This is a genomic window from Streptomyces sp. NPDC048516 (genome assembly GCF_043199875.1).
Classification (GTDB): Bacteria; Actinomycetota; Actinomycetes; order Streptomycetales; family Streptomycetaceae; genus Streptomyces.
The window spans coordinates 174,831-191,567 of the sequence record NZ_JBICWS010000007.1 but is presented as its reverse complement, the minus strand read 5'-3'; the positions used below and the strand labels follow the sequence as shown (position 1 = coordinate 191,567).

General features: G+C 69.3%; 13 protein-coding genes and 1 tRNA gene. 9 read left to right on the top strand and 5 right to left on the bottom strand.

The window, feature by feature from the left end; all coding sequences use genetic code 11:
- Positions 1–41: 41 nt before the first annotated feature.
- The 6 genes from ACGFR7_RS16620 (at position 42) to ACGFR7_RS16595 (ending at position 7,107) form a co-directional block, all read left to right on the top strand.
- Positions 42–515 carry a PaaI family thioesterase gene (locus ACGFR7_RS16620; protein WP_393319012.1) on the top strand — a complete coding sequence of 158 codons (474 nt, stop codon included), beginning with the start codon at positions 42–44 and terminating at the stop codon, positions 513–515.
- A 484-nt stretch (positions 516–999) separates the two neighbouring features.
- On the top strand, positions 1,000–2,220 hold the full coding sequence (locus tag ACGFR7_RS16615; protein ID WP_393319419.1) for a branched-chain amino acid ABC transporter substrate-binding protein: 1,221 nt from the start codon (positions 1,000–1,002) through the stop codon (positions 2,218–2,220).
- A gap of 429 nt (positions 2,221–2,649) precedes the next feature.
- Positions 2,650–3,579, top strand: coding sequence for a branched-chain amino acid ABC transporter permease (locus ACGFR7_RS16610; RefSeq protein WP_393319009.1), 930 nt, complete (start codon positions 2,650–2,652; stop codon positions 3,577–3,579).
- 5 nt (positions 3,580–3,584) lie between these two features.
- Complete coding sequence (locus ACGFR7_RS16605; protein WP_393319006.1) at positions 3,585–5,381, top strand: branched-chain amino acid ABC transporter permease; 1,797 nt, start codon at positions 3,585–3,587, stop codon at positions 5,379–5,381.
- Positions 5,382–5,386: 5 nt separating this feature from the next.
- Positions 5,387–6,394 (top strand): ATP-binding cassette domain-containing protein, encoded by a 1,008-nt coding sequence (locus tag ACGFR7_RS16600; RefSeq protein WP_393319003.1) that lies wholly within the window; start codon positions 5,387–5,389, stop codon positions 6,392–6,394.
- The gene (locus ACGFR7_RS16595) at positions 6,391–7,107 is read left to right on the top strand and encodes an ABC transporter ATP-binding protein (protein WP_393319001.1); all 717 of its coding nucleotides are present in this window, start codon (positions 6,391–6,393) and stop codon (positions 7,105–7,107) included. Before ACGFR7_RS16600 ends, ACGFR7_RS16595 begins: the two co-directional genes overlap by 4 nt.
- 130 nt (positions 7,108–7,237) lie before the next feature.
- Here ACGFR7_RS16595 and ACGFR7_RS16590 read toward each other — a convergent pair whose 3' ends face one another.
- On the bottom strand, positions 7,238–7,903 hold the full coding sequence (locus ACGFR7_RS16590) for an ANTAR domain-containing response regulator (RefSeq protein WP_393318998.1): 666 nt from the start codon (positions 7,901–7,903) through the stop codon (positions 7,238–7,240).
- Positions 7,904–7,987: 84 nt separating this feature from the next.
- Between ACGFR7_RS16590 and ACGFR7_RS16585 the strand changes: the two genes are divergently transcribed.
- Together ACGFR7_RS16585 and ACGFR7_RS16580 are read left to right on the top strand one after the other, a co-directional pair.
- A tRNA-Leu gene (locus ACGFR7_RS16585) sits at positions 7,988–8,062 on the top strand.
- A gap of 109 nt (positions 8,063–8,171) precedes the next feature.
- Positions 8,172–8,945: a transcriptional regulator gene (locus tag ACGFR7_RS16580; RefSeq protein WP_393318995.1), complete on the top strand. Its 774-nt coding sequence runs from the start codon at positions 8,172–8,174 to the stop codon at positions 8,943–8,945.
- Between the two features lie 52 nt (positions 8,946–8,997).
- Here ACGFR7_RS16580 and pyk read toward each other — a convergent pair whose 3' ends face one another.
- Together pyk and ACGFR7_RS16570 are read right to left on the bottom strand one after the other, a co-directional pair.
- Positions 8,998–10,434, bottom strand: a complete 1,437-nt coding sequence (gene pyk / locus ACGFR7_RS16575) for a pyruvate kinase (RefSeq protein ID WP_393318992.1) — start codon at positions 10,432–10,434, stop codon at positions 8,998–9,000.
- Between the two features lie 143 nt (positions 10,435–10,577).
- Entirely contained in the window at positions 10,578–11,321 is a 744-nt protein-coding gene (locus tag ACGFR7_RS16570) for an SIMPL domain-containing protein (protein ID WP_393318990.1), read from the bottom strand.
- A 339-nt stretch (positions 11,322–11,660) separates the two neighbouring features.
- Here ACGFR7_RS16570 and ACGFR7_RS16565 point away from each other — a divergent pair, with 339 nt between their 5' ends.
- Entirely contained in the window at positions 11,661–13,484 is a 1,824-nt protein-coding gene (locus ACGFR7_RS16565; RefSeq protein WP_393318987.1) for a bifunctional metallophosphatase/5'-nucleotidase, read from the top strand.
- A 174-nt stretch (positions 13,485–13,658) separates the two neighbouring features.
- Here ACGFR7_RS16565 and ACGFR7_RS16560 read toward each other — a convergent pair whose 3' ends face one another.
- Together ACGFR7_RS16560 and ACGFR7_RS16555 are read right to left on the bottom strand one after the other, a co-directional pair.
- On the bottom strand, positions 13,659–15,095 hold the full coding sequence (locus tag ACGFR7_RS16560) for a lysine N(6)-hydroxylase/L-ornithine N(5)-oxygenase family protein (RefSeq protein WP_393318984.1): 1,437 nt from the start codon (positions 15,093–15,095) through the stop codon (positions 13,659–13,661).
- Positions 15,092–16,525 carry a pyridoxal phosphate-dependent decarboxylase family protein gene (locus tag ACGFR7_RS16555; RefSeq protein WP_393318981.1) on the bottom strand — a complete coding sequence of 478 codons (1,434 nt, stop codon included), beginning with the start codon at positions 16,523–16,525 and terminating at the stop codon, positions 15,092–15,094. The genes ACGFR7_RS16560 and ACGFR7_RS16555 overlap by 4 nt, the downstream gene beginning before the upstream one ends.
- Positions 16,526–16,737 lie beyond the last annotated feature (212 nt).

Genomic DNA, 16,737 nt, shown 5'->3' with positions numbered 1-16,737 from the left:
GGATCGACGACGATCACGGGCGAGCGAACGGAGCCGTAGGCATGGGTGAGCAGAGCACGACCAAGTTTCCGCAGGAGATCCTCGACCAGTGGGCCGGCCTCGGCCTCGACCTGCCGTCCTTCTTCTCCGCCGGGCACCTCGGCGAGCGGATGAGCGTGCAGGTCACCGAAGCCGCCCCCGAGCGCGTCGTCGGCACCATGCCGGTCGAGGGCAACACCCAGCCCTACGGACTCCTGCACGGCGGCGCCTCCGCCGTCCTGGCCGAAACCCTCGGCTCCGTCGGCTCCATGCTGCACGGCGGCCCCACCAAGATCGCGGTGGGCGTCGACCTCAACTGCACCCACCACCGCGGCGCCCGCTCCGGTCTGGTCACCGGCGTCGCCACCCCCGTACACCGCGGCCGGTCCACCGCCACCTACGACATCGTCATCACCGACGAACACGACAAGCGGGTCTGCACCGCCCGCCTGACCTGCATGCTGCGCGACACGGACGCCGACGTCTACCGCGGCTGACCCGCACCGGCCGGCGGACCGCCGGCCGCCCTCACGGCCCCGCACCCGGATTCCGGGAGCGGGGCCGTACGCATTGCCGTAACCCTGCGTAACACGCGCGGCCCGCGGCGACGGCAGCAACTCCCGTCCCCCGCACGGCCCCCGGCACCCCCGCGCGCACCGCATCCGCTATCCGGACGCTCCTCCGTCACCGCACGCCCCATCCCCCCGTGGAAGTGCGAGTTCACCCTCCGCACCGCGTTCGCCCTCCGGTGTAAGGACCATAACGGCATAACGCTCATCGAAGGTCATAACAAGAGCGTCACATCCTGCTCAGCGCCTCTGCCGGTGCGACGAACACCGCTCTAGAGTCACCGCCAGTCACCGCGCCGCCGGGTGCGCTGCAAGCACGGACCCTGTACAGCCCGTACAGCCCGGCGAGCGAAACGGCCATGCGACAGTCGTGGCCGCGCCAGGGAAAGGACTGATCGTGCGTCACCGTTCCTTGCTCATCCTCACCACCGCAGTCACCACCGGCGCCCTCACGCTCTCCGCGTGCGGTTCGCGCGGCGACGACACCAAGAGCGGCGAAGGAAAGTCCACGGTCGTCATCGGCCTCGACGCCCCCACCACCGGCGAGCTCTCCGCACTGGGCCTGGGCATCCGCAACTCCGCCCAGCTCGCCGTCAACACCGCCAACAAGGCCGGTGAGGTCAAGGGCGTCAGCTTCAAACTCGAAGCCCTGGACGACAAGGCCCTCCCCAACGTCGGCCAGCAGAACGCCACCAAGCTCGCCGGCGACAAGGGCGTCCTCGGCGTCATCGGCCCCCTCAACTCCGGCGTCGCCCAATCCATGCAGCAGGTCTCCAAACAGAACAACCTCACGCTGATCTCCCCGGCGAACACCACCCCCGACCTCACCCAGGGCAAGGACTGGAAGCAGAACAAGCGCGTCCGCCAGTTCCCCACCTACTTCCGCACCGCCACCACCGACGAGGTCCAGGGCGCCTTCGACGGCCAGTACGCCTGGGAGAAGATGAAGGCCAAGAAGGCCTACGTCATCGACGACCAGAAGACCTACGGCGTCGGTCTCGCCTCCTCCTTCAAGGACCAGTTCGCCAAACTCGGCGGCAAGATCGTCGGCACCGAGCACGTCAGCCCCGACGACCGCGACTTCAAGGCCGTCGTCTCCAAGGTCAAGTCCGCCAAACCCGACATGGTCTTCTACGGCGGCGAATACCCCGCCTCCGGCCCCCTCAGCCAGCAGCTCAAGGACGGCGGCGTCACCGCCCCCGTGATGGGCGGCGACGGCATGTACAGCAGCGACTACATCAAGCTGAACAAGAAGGCACAGGGCGACTACGCCTCCTCCGTCGGCAAGCCCGTCGAAGAGCTCCCCTCCGCCAAGAAGTTCATCGCCGACTACAAGGCAGCCGGCTTCAAGGAGGGCTACGAGGCCTACGGCGGCTCCACCTACGACGCCACCTGGGCCGTCATCCAAGCCGTCAAAAAGGTCGTCGAAGCGAACGACGGCAAGCTCCCCGACGACGCCCGCAAGCAGGTCGCCGACGCCATGAACAAGGTGACCTTCGACGGCGTCATCGGCCCCATCGCCTTCGACAAATACGGCGACACCACCAACACCATGATCACCGCCTACCAGGTCGACAAGGGCGCCTGGGCCTCCCGCTTCAGCGCCGAATTCAAGAAGTTCGACAAGAGCTGACCGACCGCACCGCACCGCACCACCTCACCCCGGGCCGCGCCAGGACGCACCAATGACCCTGGCGCGGCCCGTGGCACACCAAGAGCACCGGGGCACACCGGAATCCGTTCCGCTCCTGCGCACCCCCGGCCTGGATCTCTCCTTGCCGGGCGGTCCGGAGGCCGCGCTCCCGGCCCGGCCTCGATCCCCCGCTCCCGGCCGGCCCGGACGCCTCACGCCCAGCCGGCCCGGACCCCTCGCAGCCGGCCGTTCCGGATCCCTCACACCCGGCTGGCTCCGATCCCGCATCCCGGCTGGCTCTGGCCCCTCACACCCGGCCGTTCCGGATCCCCCACACCAGCCGTTCCGGATCCCCCACACCCGGCCGTTCCGGATCCCTCACACCCAGCTAGCTCCGATCTCTCACACCCACCCAACGGAGGCCCCGCGGTGAGCGAACTGCCGCAACAGCTGGCCAACGGACTCATCCTCGGCGCGATGTACGGACTCATCGCGATCGGCTACACGATGGTCTACGGAATCGTCCAGCTCATCAACTTCGCCCACGGCGAGATATTCATGGTCGGCGGCTTCGGAGCGCTCAGCGTCTTCCTCGCTCTCCCCGCCGGCACCCCTCTCGCCCTCGCCCTGCCGGTCATGCTGCTCGGCGGCATCGCCGTATCCGTCCTCGTCGGCATCGCGGCCGAACGATTCGCCTACCGACCGCTGCGCGGCGCACCCCGCCTCGCCCCCCTCATCACCGCCATCGGCCTGTCCATCGCCCTCCAGCAAGCCATCTGGAAGTGGTACCCCGACGGCAAACAGGCCCGCGTCTTCCCCCAGTTCAAGGGCCACGCCTTCGACATCCTGGGCGCCACCGTCCAGCGCGGCGACCTCTTCGTCCTCATCGCCGCCCCCACCTGCATGATCGCCCTCGGCTTCTTCGTCGCCAAAACCCGCAGCGGCCGCGCCATGCAGGCCACCGCGCAGGACCCCGACACCGCCAAGCTCATGGGCATCAACACCGACCGCATCATCGTCCTCGCCTTCGCCATCGGCGCCGCCTTCGCCGGCGTCGCCGCCGTCGCCTACGGCCTGCGCACCGGCGAGGTCCAGTTCCGCATGGGCTTCATCATGGGCCTGAAGGCCTTCACCGCAGCCGTGCTCGGAGGCATCGGCAACATCTACGGAGCCATGCTCGGCGGCGTCGTGCTCGGCATCGCCGAAGCCCTCGCCACCGCCTACATCGAGGAAATACCCGGCATGGAGCAATTCGGCGGCGGAGCCTGGAAGGACGTCTGGGCCTTCGTCCTCCTCATCCTCGTACTCCTGTTGAGACCACAAGGCCTCCTGGGCGAACGCGTCGCGGATCGGGCGTGATAGCGATGACCACGAACACCACCACACCCCCCGCCCGCGGCCTGTTCCCCCTCGCGGAACGCACCGCGCGTCTCCTCACCGCCGCGGGCGCCCTCGCCACCGCTGCCACCACCGGCCTCGCCTGGACCTGGAGCAGCGACTTCCCCGGCGACCTCACCTACTACTTCTCCCCCGCCGGACTGCAGGTCGTCACCCTCGCCGGCGGCGTCCTCACCCTGCTGTTCGCCCTCGCGGCACTCGGCATCCGCGGCCTGCAGTGGCTCACCCCCGCCGGACGCAACGCCCCCACCCTCCTCGCGGCCCTCGCCACCTTCGCCGCCACCTGGTTCACCCTCATCGCCATCGCCGTCCACCTCCACGGCCTGGTCAACCTCGAACCGGGCGGCGCCCTCGCGGCCGTCACCTCCCTGCTCACCCTGGCCGGCGCCCTCGCCCTGCCCCCCGACCGAGCCGGCGACCGGCCGCCCTCGGGCCCCTGGCAGCGCTTCACCGCCACCCTCACCGCCGGCCCCCTGCGAAGCCCCACCCGCGAACTCCCCTCCTGGGCCGAGATCCTGGTCATCGCCGCCGCCTTCGCCGCCGGGCTCCTCGTCTTCACCTACGGCATCGACACCGACGACGGCGCCCCCTTCGTCGGCTACCTGCTCTTCATGGCGCTCGCCGTCCCCGCCCTCCACCGGGCCGGACTCACCGCCCGCCTCACCGCACTCACCCGCACCCACCGCCCGGTGGCCCTCGGCGCGGCCTTCCTCTCCGCCGCCTGCTTCCCGTTCACCCAGGACACCGACCAGTACACGATCATCGGGGCCAACATCCTGATCTTCGCCACCGTCGCCCTGGGTCTCAACGTCGTCGTCGGCCTCGCCGGCCTCCTCGACCTCGGGTACGTCGCCTTCCTCGGCGTCGGCGCCTACGCCGCCGCCCTCGTCTCCGGCTCCCCCGAATCCGCCTTCGGGCTCCACTTCCCCTTCTGGGCGGCCCTCCTCACCGGCGCCGCCGCCTCCCTCGTCTTCGGCGTCCTCATCGGCGCACCGACGCTGCGCCTACGCGGCGACTACCTCGCCATCGTCACCCTCGGCTTCGGTGAGATCTTCCGCATCGCCATGCTCAACCTCAACGGCACCACCGGCCCCGACATCACCAACGGCGCCATGGGCATCCCCAACATCCCCAACCTCGAAATCTTCGGCTTCAACTTCGGCGAACCCCACGTCATCCTCGGCATCCCCCTCGCCACCTACGGCAACTACTACCTGCTGATGATCCTCGTGACGGCCTTCGTCGTTCTCGTCTTCCGGCGCGCCGCCGCCTCCCGCATCGGCCGCGCCTGGATCGCCATCCGCGAGGACGAAACCGCCGCCATCGCCATGGGCATCAACAGCTTCCGCCTCCGCCTCCTCGCCTTCGCCCTCGGCGCGGCCCTCGCCGGACTCGCCGGCACCGTCCACGCCCACGTCGTCACCACCGCCACCCCCGAACAGTTCCAGTTCGCCGGCCCCCAGCCCCCCAACTCCGCCTTCCTCCTCGCCGCCGTCATCCTCGGCGGCATGGGAACCCTCAGCGGACCCCTCGTCGGCGCCGCCCTCCTCTTCCTCATCCCGGCCAAGCTCGACTTCATCCAGGACTACCAACTCCTGCTCTTCGGCATCGCCCTCGTCCTCCTCATGCGCTTCCGCCCCGAAGGCCTCATCCCCGACCGCAGGAAACAACTCGAATTCCACGAAACCGGCCAACTCGACGTGCCCGACCAGCGCCTCCCCGACGCAGACGCCACCCTCGGCGCCACCCAGGCAAAGGCGTGACGACCATGACCACACCCTCCAGCCTCGCACCCGCCACTGACACCGAGACCGTCCTGCGAGCCGACGGCGTCACCATGCGCTTCGGCGGGCTCACCGCCGTACGCGGCGTCAGCCTCACCGTCGGCACCGGCGAAATAGTCGGCCTCATCGGTCCCAACGGCGCCGGCAAAACCACCTTTTTCAACTGCCTCACCGGCCTCTACGTGCCCACCGAAGGCACCGTCAGCTACCGAGGCACCCGCCTCTCCCGCAAGCCCCATCTCGTCACCCAGGCCGGCGTCGCCCGCACCTTCCAGAACATCCGCCTCTTCGCCAACATGACCGTCCTCGAAAACGTCCTCGTCGGACGGCACACCCGCACCAAAGAAGGCCTCTGGTCCGCACTCCTGCGCGGCCCCGGCTTCAAAAAGGCCGAACGCAGCAGCGAACAACGCGCCATGGAACTCCTGGAATTCACCGGCCTCGCCCACAAACGCGACCACCTCGCCCGCAACCTCCCCTACGGCGAACAACGCAAGCTCGAAATCGCCCGCGCCCTCGCCAGCGAACCCGGACTGCTGCTCCTGGACGAACCCACCGCCGGCATGAACCCCCAGGAAACCCGCGCCACCCAGGACCTCGTCCTCGCCATCCGCGCACAGGGCACCGCCGTCCTCGTCATCGAGCACGACATGCGCTTCATCTTCAACCTCTGCGACCGCGTCGCCGTCCTCGTCCAGGGACAGAAACTCGTCGAAGGCACCGCCGAGGTCGTCCAGGCCGACGAACGCGTGATCGCCGCCTACCTCGGCACACCCGTCGAGGGCATGCCGACGCCGGACGACGCCACGGACCCGGACGGCACAACAGGTTCGCACTCCACAACAGCTCCGGACGGCACAACAGGCCCCGCAGCCGGGACGGAAGAACCCGACGGGCCAGGAAAGCCCGAAGGACCAGGAGAACCCGGCGCAGCAGACGGGACGACCCCACCAGACCAGCCGGCCCAGGGACAGACCGGAGACACCCCATGACCGCACTGCTCCAAGTCGAGGACCTCCGCGTCGCCTACGGCAAGATCGAAGCCGTCAAAGGCATCTCGTTCTCCGTCGAAGCAGGACAGGCCGTCACCCTCATCGGCACCAACGGCGCCGGCAAAACCACCACCCTGCGCACCCTCTCCGGCCTCCTCAAGCCGCTCGCCGGCAAGATCACCTTCGACGGCGAACCACTCGACGGCGTCCCCGCCCACAAGATCGTCGAACGCGGCCTCGCCCACTCCCCCGAAGGCCGCCGCCTCTTCCCCCGCCTCACCATCGCCGAAAACCTCCAGCTCGGCGCCTTCCTCCGCAAGGACGCCGGCGACATCGAGAAAGACATCCAACGCGTCTACGAGCTCTTCCCCATCCTCGGCGAACGCAGCAAACAAGCCTCCGGCACGCTCTCCGGCGGCGAACAGCAAATGCTCGCCATGGGCCGCGCGCTGATGTCCCGCCCCAAACTCCTCATGCTCGACGAGCCCTCCATGGGCCTCTCCCCGATCATGATGCAGAAGATCATGGAAACCATCCGCGAACTCCGCTCCCAAGGCACCACCATCCTCCTGGTCGAACAGAACGCCCAGGCCGCGCTCTCCCTCGCCGACCAAGGACACGTCATGGAAATCGGCCGCATCGTCCTCTCCGGCAGCGGCGACTCCCTCCTCCATGACGAATCCGTCCGCAAGGCCTACCTCGGCGAGGACTGAGAGCCGCGGACCGCGGACTGACCACACCACCTCGCACGACGAGCGGCCCCGCACCGATGGTGATCGGTGCGGGGCCGCTCGCACGCTCAGGACGAGCCGGACTCCTCCGGACGAGCCGGACTCCTCCGGGCTACTGCTCCTTCTGCTGCTTCTTCTGCTCGGCGTCCTCGATGACCGCCTCGGCCACCTGCTGCATCGACAGCCGGCGGTCCATCGACGTCTTCTGGATCCACCGGAACGCGGCCGGCTCCGTCAGCCCGTACTGCGTCTGCAGAATGCTCTTCGCCCGGTCCACCAGCTTCCGGGTCTCCAGCCGCTGCGTAAGGTCCGCGACCTCCTGCTCCAGCGTCCGCAGCTCGGTGAACCGGCTCACCGCCATCTCGATCGCGGGAACCACATCGGTCTTGGAGAACGGCTTCACCAGATACGCCATCGCGCCCGCGTCCCGCGCCCGCTCCACCAGCTCACGCTGCGAGAACGCGGTCAGCATCAGCACCGGCGCGATGCTCTCCTCGGCGATCTTCTCGGCCGCCGAGATGCCGTCCAGCACCGGCATCTTCACGTCCAGGATCACCAGATCGGGACGGTGCTCCCGGGCCAGTTCCACGGCGGTCTGCCCGTCCCCGGCCTCACCGACGACGGTGTAGCCCTCTTCCTCCAGCATCTCTTTGAGGTCGAGACGGATGAGGGCCTCGTCCTCGGCGATCACGACGCGCGTGGTCAGCGGCGGGACGTGCGACTGATCGTCATCGGCGACGGGCTGCTCGGGCTCGGCGGCGCTCACGGGACTCCTCATTCCAGGCAGGTGGTGCTCCATGAGCCTACCTAGCTCCTGTAAGGTGGTCCCACAGCAGGTGGGCGTTAACCTTGGATTCCGCTGGCCCCGGTAGCCCAATTGGCAGCAGGCAATGGATTCAAAACCCATACAGTGTCGGTTCGAGTCCGACCCGGGGCACTTTTCCTTCGATTCCAAGGTCATCTGAACTTGAGGAAAGTTCGCTCGATGGAGCGAACGAGTACTCGAACAGTGGCCCGGTGTCTTCGCCCCGGCCAAGCTCGCTTCCATGTACGACCGGGAAACCCGCGAGCACGCGCTCTCTCTCGTCGCCCAGGGCCGCAGCCTCAATTCCGTGAGCAAGCAGACCGGGATATCCCGCTTCGCCATCCGATCCTGGCAGACCCGCATGGAACCGGTCTCACGCAAGACGGAATGCCCGCGATGCGAGCCGGTACCGCGGCCACCCGAGGCGACGACGGCATACGCCTACTTACTCGGCCTCTACCTCGGCGACGGCTGCCTCAGCAGGCAGCCTCGACGGCACGGATATGTGCTGCGCATCGCCTGTGCGGATGCCTGGCCGGGTCTGATCGTCGCGTGCCGCGAGGCGGTGAAAGCCGTCCGACCGGCGAACAGCGCGTGCATCGTCCAGCGCGAGGGCTGCGTCATGGTGACGAGTTACAGCCACCATTGGCTTTGCCTCTTCCCTCAACACGGCCCCGGCAAGAAACACGAACGACGGATCGCCCTCGAAGACTGGCAGCAACGGATCGTGGACGAGCACCCCTGGGAGTTCCTTCGCGGACTCATCCACTCCGACGGCTGCCGGATCACCAACTGGGCCACCCGCACGGTCGCCGGACAGCGGAAGCGCTACGAATACCCGCGGTACTTCTTCACCAATATGTCCGCCGACATCATCCGCCTCTGCACCGACACCCTCGACGCAGTCGGGGTCGAGTGGAAACCCGCCCGGCAATCCCGCAAAGCCGAGAACATCTCCGTGGCCCGCAAAGCCTCCGTCGCCCTCATGGACCGACACATCGGGCCGAAGTACTGACGGGGACGGCAGTCAGGTACCTCGGCCCAGCGGAATCTCGGTGCGGGTGGGGCTACTTCGGGGAGTCGTCCTCGCCGATGTGGTGGACGCGGACGAGGTTGGTGGAGCCGGGGACTCCGGGCGGGGAGCCGGCCGTGATGATGACGACGTCGCCCTTCTGGCAGCGGCCGAGCCGGAGAAGCTGCTCGTCGACCTGGGCGACCATCTCGTCGGTGGAGTTGACGGTCGGGCCGAGGAAGGTCTCCACGCCCCAGCTGACGTTGAGCTGGGAACGGGTGGCCGGGTCGGGGGTGAAGGCCAGCAACGGGATGGGCGAGCGGTAGCGGGAGAGGCGGCGGACGGTGTCGCCGGACTGGGTGAAGGCGACGAGGAACTTGGCGCCGAGGAAGTCGCCCATGTCGGCGGCGGCGCGGGCGACGGCGCCGCCCTGGGTGCGGGGCTTGTTGGCCTCGGTGAGCGGCGGGAGGCCCTTGGCGAGGAGGTCTTCCTCGGCGGCCTCGACGATGCGGCTCATCGTCTTGACGGTCTCGGTGGGGTACTTCCCGACGCTGGTTTCGCCGGAGAGCATGACGGCGTCGGTGCCGTCGATGACGGCGTTGGCGACGTCGGAGGCCTCGGCGCGGGTGGGGCGGGAGTTGTCGATCATCGAGTCGAGCATCTGGGTCGCGACGATGACCGGTTTGGCGTTGCGCTTGGCGAGTTTGATGGCGCGCTTCTGGACGATCGGGACGGTTTCGAGGGGCATTTCCACGCCGAGGTCGCCGCGGGCGACCATGATGCCGTCGAAGGCCGCGACGATGTCGTCGATGTTGTCGACGGCCTGGGGCTTTTCGACCTTGGCGATGACGGGGAGGAAGCGGTCTTCCTCGCGCATGATCCGGTGGACGTCGTCGATGTCGTGCCCACTGCGGACGAAGGAGAGGGCGATGATGTCGGCGCCGTAGCGCAGGGCCCAGCGGAGGTCGTCCTGGTCCTTGTCGGAGAGGGCGGGGACGGAGACGGCGACGCCGGGGAGGTTGAGGCCTTTGTGGTCGGAGACCATGCCGCCTTCGACGACCCTGGTGCGGACGCGGGGTCCGTCGACGTCGGTGACCTCTAGGGTGACCTTTCCGTCGTCGATGAGGATGCGTTCGCCGGTGGTGACGTCGGCGGCGAGGCCGTGGTAGGTGGTGCCGCAGATCTGGCGGTCGCCTTCGACGGCGGGTTCCACGGTGATGGTGAACTCATCGTCGCGTTCGAGAAGTACAGGGCCTTCGCGGAATCGGCCGAGTCGGATCTTCGGGCCTTGAAGGTCCGCGAGGATGCCGACACTGCGGCGGGTTTCTTCGGAGGCTTTGCGGACCCGGTCGAATCGCGCCTCGTGTTCGGCGTAGGTGCCGTGACTGAGGTTGAAGCGGGCAATGTCCATTCCGGCGTCGACGAGCGCTTTGATCTGCTCGTACGAGTCGGTGGCGGGTCCCAGTGTGCAGACGATCTTTGCTCGGCGCATGCTTCGACCCTATGACTTACCGGGCGGTAGGGAACGGTAGGGAAGTGACTGCTCAACGAGCGCTTGATGAAAGGCTGTTGACAAGTAATGGAATGGGCGCGACAGCGCTCCGATGAGCGGGAATTCATTCCATGCGCCTGGTCTCACAGTACGGGGCGGGTCATCGTAAAGCGTGCGTTGACATGGGCATGGACGGCTTGACGCTGGGGTTCGAGATCGAGGGCCGGGGCGGATTCCTGGACGGCGGCGCGACCGTATCCGGCGAAGCCGCGCATGCCGGGGGCCTGGGCGGGGGCGCTGCCCTCGGCGCCGAGGTCGGCGATCTCGAGGAGGGCGTCGAGGCGGGCGCCGAGGGCTTCGGCGTATTCGCGGGCGCGCTGGACGGCTTCGCGGACGGCTTGGGTGCGGGCGGCGCGGTGGGCGGGTGAGTCGGGGCGCAGGCCCCACCACGGGCCGTCGACGCGGGTGAGGTCGAGGTCGGCGAGGCGGGTGGTGAGTTCGCCGAGAGTGGTGAAGTCGTTGAGGGTGGCGGTGTGGGTGACGCGTCCGAGGTAGGCGCGGACGCGTTCGTGGCGGCCTTTCTCGGTGAGCTGGGGGGTGAGGCTGAAGGCGCCGGTTTCGAGTTTTTCGATGGCGTCGCCGTAGCTCTTGATGAGGGTGAGGGCCTGTTCGTTGCGGCGGGTGAGGTCGGTGAGGGCGGCGGTGCGGTCGGTGCCGCGGGCGCTGACGGTGACGGCGATGCGGGCGATTTCGGGGGCGACGTCGAGGCGGGCTTCGCCGCGTACGGCGAGGCGGGGGGTGTCGGGGGTGCCGTACGGGAGGTCGGTCGGGGTGGTGCCGCCGGCGGGGACGGCGGGGGTGGGAGACGTGGCGGTGGGGTCGGTCATGGTGGCTCCCGGGTTTCGGGGTGGGCGTCCGGTGTGTCTGGCGCGTTCGGTGCGTTCGGTGCGTTCGGTGCGTTCGGTGGGGCGGGCCGCCGGGTGCAGCGTGTGGGTGCAGGGCGCGTGGGTCCCCGGCGTGCAGGTGCGGGGCGGGTGGGTCCGGGGCGGGTGGGTGCGGGGGCGTGGGTGGTGAAGGGTCGCATATCGGGGTGGGGCGGGGTGGGGTATCCGGGGGAGCCGGGCGAGGGGTGTTGCGCGGGGGACGGCTGCGCCAGAATCTACGCGCGTCGTCCCGCTGTGTGGCGGCGCGCATCGGCGTTTTGGCGTTCATCCAAGGGAGTTGGCATGTCGCTCGACCGTAGGAAGTTCTTGGGGCGTTCCGTGGTGACGGGGGCCGGGATGGCGCTCGCGGGGGCGGCGGGCGCGCCGGCGGCCGGGGCGGTGGAGGCCCGGGACGCGGGTGACCACGGTGGCCGCGGTCATCGGGGGGAGCGGTACGCCTTCACGGTCATGGGCACGACGGATCTGCACGGCAATGTCTTCAACTGGGACTACGCCACCGGCGCGGAGTTCGACGATGCGGCGCACAACGATGTCGGTCTGGCGAAGATTTCGACGCTGGTGACGCAGGTGCGGCGGGAGAAGGGCCGGCGGCACACGCTGCTGATCGATGCGGGTGACACGATTCAGGGCACGCAGCTGGCGTATTACTACGCCAAGGTGGATCCGATCACGGATCCGGACGGGCCGGTGCATCCGATGGCGCGGGCGATGAATGCGATCGGCTATGACGCCGCGACGCTGGGGAATCATGAGTTCAATTACGGCATTCCGGTGCTGCGGAAGTTCGAGGAGAGCTGTGATTTTCCGCTGCTGGGGGCGAATGCGGTGGACGCGAAGACATTGCGGCCGGCGTTCCGTCCGTATGTGCTGAGGCGGTTGCGGTCCCCGCACGGCCGGGAGGTGACGGTGGCGGTGCTGGGTTTGACGAATCCGGGGATCGCGATCTGGGACAAGGCACATGTGCAGGGAAAACTGGCGTTTCCGGGGCTGGTGGAGCAGGCGGCGAAGTGGGTGCCGAAGCTGCGGTCGATGGGCGCGGATGTGGTGATCGTGGCGGCACATTCCGGGATGAGCGGTACGTCGTCGTACGGGGATCAGTTGCCGTATGTGGAGAATGCGGCGGCGTTGGTGGCGGAGCAGGTGCCGGGGATCGATGCGATGTTGGTGGGGCATGCGCATGTGGAGGTTCCCGAGCGGCGGGTGGTGAACAAGGAGACGGGCCGGGAGGTGGTGCTCTCGGAGCCGCTGAAGTGGGGGCAGCGGCTGACGCTCTTCGATGTGGCGGTGGAGTGGCATCGGGGGCGCTGGGAGGTGGCGTCGGTCGCCTCGCGGGTCCTGAACTCGAATGCGGTGGCGGAGGACGCGCGGATCACGGGGTTGCTGCGGGCCGAGCACCGGAAGGTCGTGGCGTATGTGAACCGGGTGATCGGCCGGTCGAAGGCGGAGATGACGGCGGCCGAGGCGCCGGTGAAGGACACGCCGGTCCTGGATTTCATTGCGTTCGTGCAGGCGGAGGTGGTGCGTAAGGCGCTTGCGGGGTCGGCGTATGCGTCGTTGCCGGTGTTGTCGCAGGCGTCGTGCTTTTCGCGGACCGCGAGGGTGCCGGAGGGGGATGTGACGATCCGGTCGATGGCGGCGCTGTATCCGTTCGACAACACGCTGGAGGCGCGGGTGTTGACGGGTGCGCAGGTGCGGGCTTATTTGGAGTTTTCGGCGCGGTATTACGTGCGGACGGCGGCCGGTGGTCCGGTGGATCCGTCGAAGGTCACGAATGCGGACGGTACGCCGGATTACAACTATGACGTGGTGAGCGGCGTCTCGTACGAGATCGATATCGCCAAGCCGGCGGGGCAGCGGATCGGGAAGCTGATGTTCGGCGGGAAGCCGTTGGATGATGCGGCCCGGTTCGTGCTGGCGGTGAACAACTACCGGGCGAGTGGTGGCGGTAATTTCCCGCATGTGGCGGCCGCGGAGCAGGTGTGGTCGACGTCCGACGAGATCCGGAATTTGATCATCGGGTGGGTTCAGGAGAGCGGGCAGATCGATCCTGCCCAATTTGCCTCGGTGGACTGGAAGCTGACGCGGGACGGGGTGCCGGTGTTCTGACTTCCGGTGGACCGCCAGGGGCCGCCGGGGGGCGCCGGAGGCACGGGCGGAGGGGGCGCCGTCCGGGGCCGGCTGCGGTCTCTTCCTGGGCCCGGCGCTCCCCCGGCTCCCGTGGGCCTGGTGGCGGGTGGCGGGTGGCAGGTGGCAGGCGGACGTGGGTGGCAGGGGCCGGTGTCAACGGCGGGGGACGAGGGTGGAGCCCTGGCGGGGGACCATGCCGGTGCGTCCCGTCGACGGCTGGGGGAGGCCGAAGCTGGTGAAGGCGGTGCGGCTGGGGAGGGGGTAGGGGGTGTTGCCGGTGACGGAGTTGAGGATGGTGGCGCTGCGCCAGGCGGCGAGGCCGAGGTCGGGGGTGCCCACGCCGTGGGTGTGGGTTTCGGCGTTCTGGACGTAGACCGAGCCGGTGACGGCGGGGTCGAGGACGAGGCGGTGGTCCGCCTCGATGCGGGGGCGTGCGCCGGAGTCGCGGCGTACGTAGGGGTCGATGGCGGCGAGCAGGGTGTCCATGCGGCGTTCGCGGTAGCCGGTGGCGAGGATGACGGCGTCGGTGGTGAGGCGGGAGCGGGTGCCCTGCTGGATGTGGTCGAGGTGGAGTTCGACCTTGGTGGTGCCGACGCGGCCCGCGGTGCGGACGAAGACTCCGGGGGTGAGCGTGGCGTCGGGCCAGCCGCCGTCGAGGGTGCGGCGGTAGAGCTCGTCGTGGATGGCGCCGAGGGTGGCGTGGTCGATGCCCTTGTGGAGCTGCCATTGGCCGGGGACGAGGTCGTCGCGGACGCGTTCGGGCAGGGCGTGGAAGTAGCGGGTGTAGTCGGGGGTGAAGTGTTCGAGGCCGAGTTTGCTGTATTCCATGGGGGCGAAGGCGGGGGTGCGGGCGAGCCAGTGGAGGCGTTCGCGGCCGGCGGGGCGGGCGCGGAGCTGGTCGAGGAAGATTTCGGCGCCTGACTGGCCGGCTCCGATGACGGTGACGTGGTCGGCGTCGAGCAGGCGCTCGCGGTGGTCGAGGTAGTCGGCGGAGTGGATGACGGGGACGGCGGGGGCCTCGGCGAGAGGGCGGAGGGGGACGGGGACGTGGGGGGTGGTGCCGATGCCGAGGACGAGGTTGCGGGCGTAGGTGCGGCCCAGGGCTTCGGCTTCGCCTTCGGTGTCGAGCTGGGTGAAGTCGACTTCGAAGACTTCGTGTTCGGGGTTCCAGCGGACGGCGTCGATCTGGTGGCCGAAGTGGAGGCTCGGGAGGTTTTCGCTGACCCAGCGGCAGTAGGCGTCGAATTCGGCGCGGTGGAGGTGGAAGCGTTCGGCGAAGTAGAAGGGGAAGAGCCGTTCGCGGGTCTTGAGGTAGTTGAGGAACGTCCAGGGGCTGGCGGGGTCGGCGAGGGTGACCAGGTCGGCGAGGAAGGGGACTTGGAGGGTGGCGCCGTCGATCAGGAGGCCGGGGTGCCAGTGGAAGGCGGAGCGCTGGTCGTAGAAGGCGGTGCGGAGGGAGGTGAGGGGGTGGGCGAGGGCGGCGAGGGAGAGGTTGAAGGGGCCGATGCCGATGCCCGCGAGGTCGAGGGGTTCACCGGGGCTCGTGGTGTCGGTGGTGAGGGGGGTTTCCGGGTGCGGGGTGGCGCTCATCGAGGCGTGTGGCCTTCCACGAGTTTGAGGAGGGTGGTCAGGTCTCCGGGTTGGGTGTGGGGGTTGAGGAGGGTGGCTTTGAGCCAGAGGCCGGTGGGGGTGGTGGCGCGGCCGAGGACGGCCTGTCCGTCGGTGAGGAGGGTGCGCCGGATGGTGGCGAGGGTGGTGTCGTCGGCGCCGGTGGGGCGGAAGAGGACGGTGCTGAGGGCGGGGCGGGAGTGGAGCTCGTAGCGGGGGTGGGCCTCGATGAGGTCGGCGAGGGTCTGCGCGGCGGCGAGGGTGCGGTCGACGAGTTCGCCGAGGCCGTGGCGGCCGAGGGCTTTGAGGGTGACGGCGATTTTGAGGATGTCGGGGCGGCGGGTGGTGCGCAGGGAGCGGCTGAGGAGGTCGGGGAGGCCGGCTTCGGTGTCGTCGTCGGCGTTGAGGTAGTCGGCCTGGTGGGTGAGGGGGGCCAGGGTGGCGGGGTCGGGAACGGCGAGGAGGCCGGCCGCGACGGGTTGCCAGCCGAGTTTGTGCAGGTCGAGGGCGACGGTGTGGGCGCGGGCGAGGCCGTTCAGTGCGCTGCGGTGGGTGTCGCTGAAGAGGAGGGCTCCGCCGTAGGCGGCGTCGACGTGGAAGCGGGCGCCGTGCCGGTCGGCGACGTCGGCGAGGGCGGGGAGGGGGTCGAGGGCGCCGGAGTCGGTGGTGCCTGCGGTGGCGGTGAGGAGGACGGGGCCGGTGCGGCCGGCGAGGTTGGCGAGGCAGGTGTGGACGGTGTCGGGGGTGAGGATGCCGTCGGGGGTGGGGAGGGTGAGGGGTTCGGGGAGTCCGAGGAGCCAGGCGGAGCGGTGGATGCTGTGGTGGGCGTTGGCGCCGCACACGATCTGGAGGGGCGGGGCGGGCCGGTGGGGGTCGGTCGCGGTGCCGCCGGGGGCGGTGGCTTCGCGGGCGAGGAGGAGGGCGAGCTGGTTGGATTCGGTGCCGCCGGTGGTGATCAGGGCGTCGGGGCGGGTGGCCCGGGGGTAGACCAGGGCGGCGAGTTCACGGCTGGTGAGGGCTTCGAGGGCGGAGGCGGCGGGGGCCTGGTCCCAGGAGTCCATGGAGGGGTTGAGGGCGCCGGCGGCGAGGTCGGCGGCGGTGGCAAGGGCCAGGGGCGGGCAGTGCAGATGGGCGGCGCAGTGGGGGTCGGCGGGGTCGGCGGCGCCGGCGGCGAGGGTGTGGACGAGGGTGCGCAGGGCGGTGTGCGGGCCGGTGCCGTGGTCGGGGAGCAGGGGGTGGCAGGCCTCGCGTACGGCGCGGGTGACGGTGGCGGGGCCGCCGGAGGGGAGGGGGCCGGCGCGGTCCTCGGCCCCGGTGGTGAGGGCGTCGAGGACGGTTTCGAGGAGGGGGCGGAGTGCGCGGGGGCCGTTGGTGCCGCCTGCGAGGGCGGTGCCGGCAGGGGGCACGGGCATCAATGTGCTCTTCTGTCAGGGGAGTTGGGGCGCCGATCCCATGCGGACCAGCCCTTAGGCAGCCCAAAGTTACTTTCCCTGTACAGTCGGTATCCACTGGTTGCGGTCATACCACCCGTAAGTGGTACGGGTGTACCGCAGATGTTCGGGTGCCGTCGGCCTCCCGGCCGCGGCGGTTTTCCGTCCGGGGCCGGGGCCGCACCCGTCTCACG

Coding starts and splice junctions, on each gene's coding strand:
- ACGFR7_RS16560 (WP_393318984.1), bottom strand. CDS start 15,095: ATGAGCGCCACCCCGCACCCGGAAACCCCCCTCACCACCGACACCACG.
- ACGFR7_RS16595 (WP_393319001.1), top strand. CDS start 6,391: ATGACCGCACTGCTCCAAGTCGAGGACCTCCGCGTCGCCTACGGCAAG.
- ACGFR7_RS16555 (WP_393318981.1), bottom strand. CDS start 16,525: ATGCCCGTGCCCCCTGCCGGCACCGCCCTCGCAGGCGGCACCAACGGC.
- ACGFR7_RS16590 (WP_393318998.1), bottom strand. CDS start 7,903: ATGAGGAGTCCCGTGAGCGCCGCCGAGCCCGAGCAGCCCGTCGCCGAT.
- ACGFR7_RS16570 (WP_393318990.1), bottom strand. CDS start 11,321: ATGACCGACCCCACCGCCACGTCTCCCACCCCCGCCGTCCCCGCCGGC.
- pyk (WP_393318992.1), bottom strand. CDS start 10,434: ATGCGCCGAGCAAAGATCGTCTGCACACTGGGACCCGCCACCGACTCG.
- ACGFR7_RS16605 (WP_393319006.1), top strand. CDS start 3,585: ATGACCACGAACACCACCACACCCCCCGCCCGCGGCCTGTTCCCCCTC.
- ACGFR7_RS16580 (WP_393318995.1), top strand. CDS start 8,172: ATGTACGACCGGGAAACCCGCGAGCACGCGCTCTCTCTCGTCGCCCAG.
- ACGFR7_RS16600 (WP_393319003.1), top strand. CDS start 5,387: ATGACCACACCCTCCAGCCTCGCACCCGCCACTGACACCGAGACCGTC.
- ACGFR7_RS16620 (WP_393319012.1), top strand. CDS start 42: ATGGGTGAGCAGAGCACGACCAAGTTTCCGCAGGAGATCCTCGACCAG.
- ACGFR7_RS16565 (WP_393318987.1), top strand. CDS start 11,661: ATGTCGCTCGACCGTAGGAAGTTCTTGGGGCGTTCCGTGGTGACGGGG.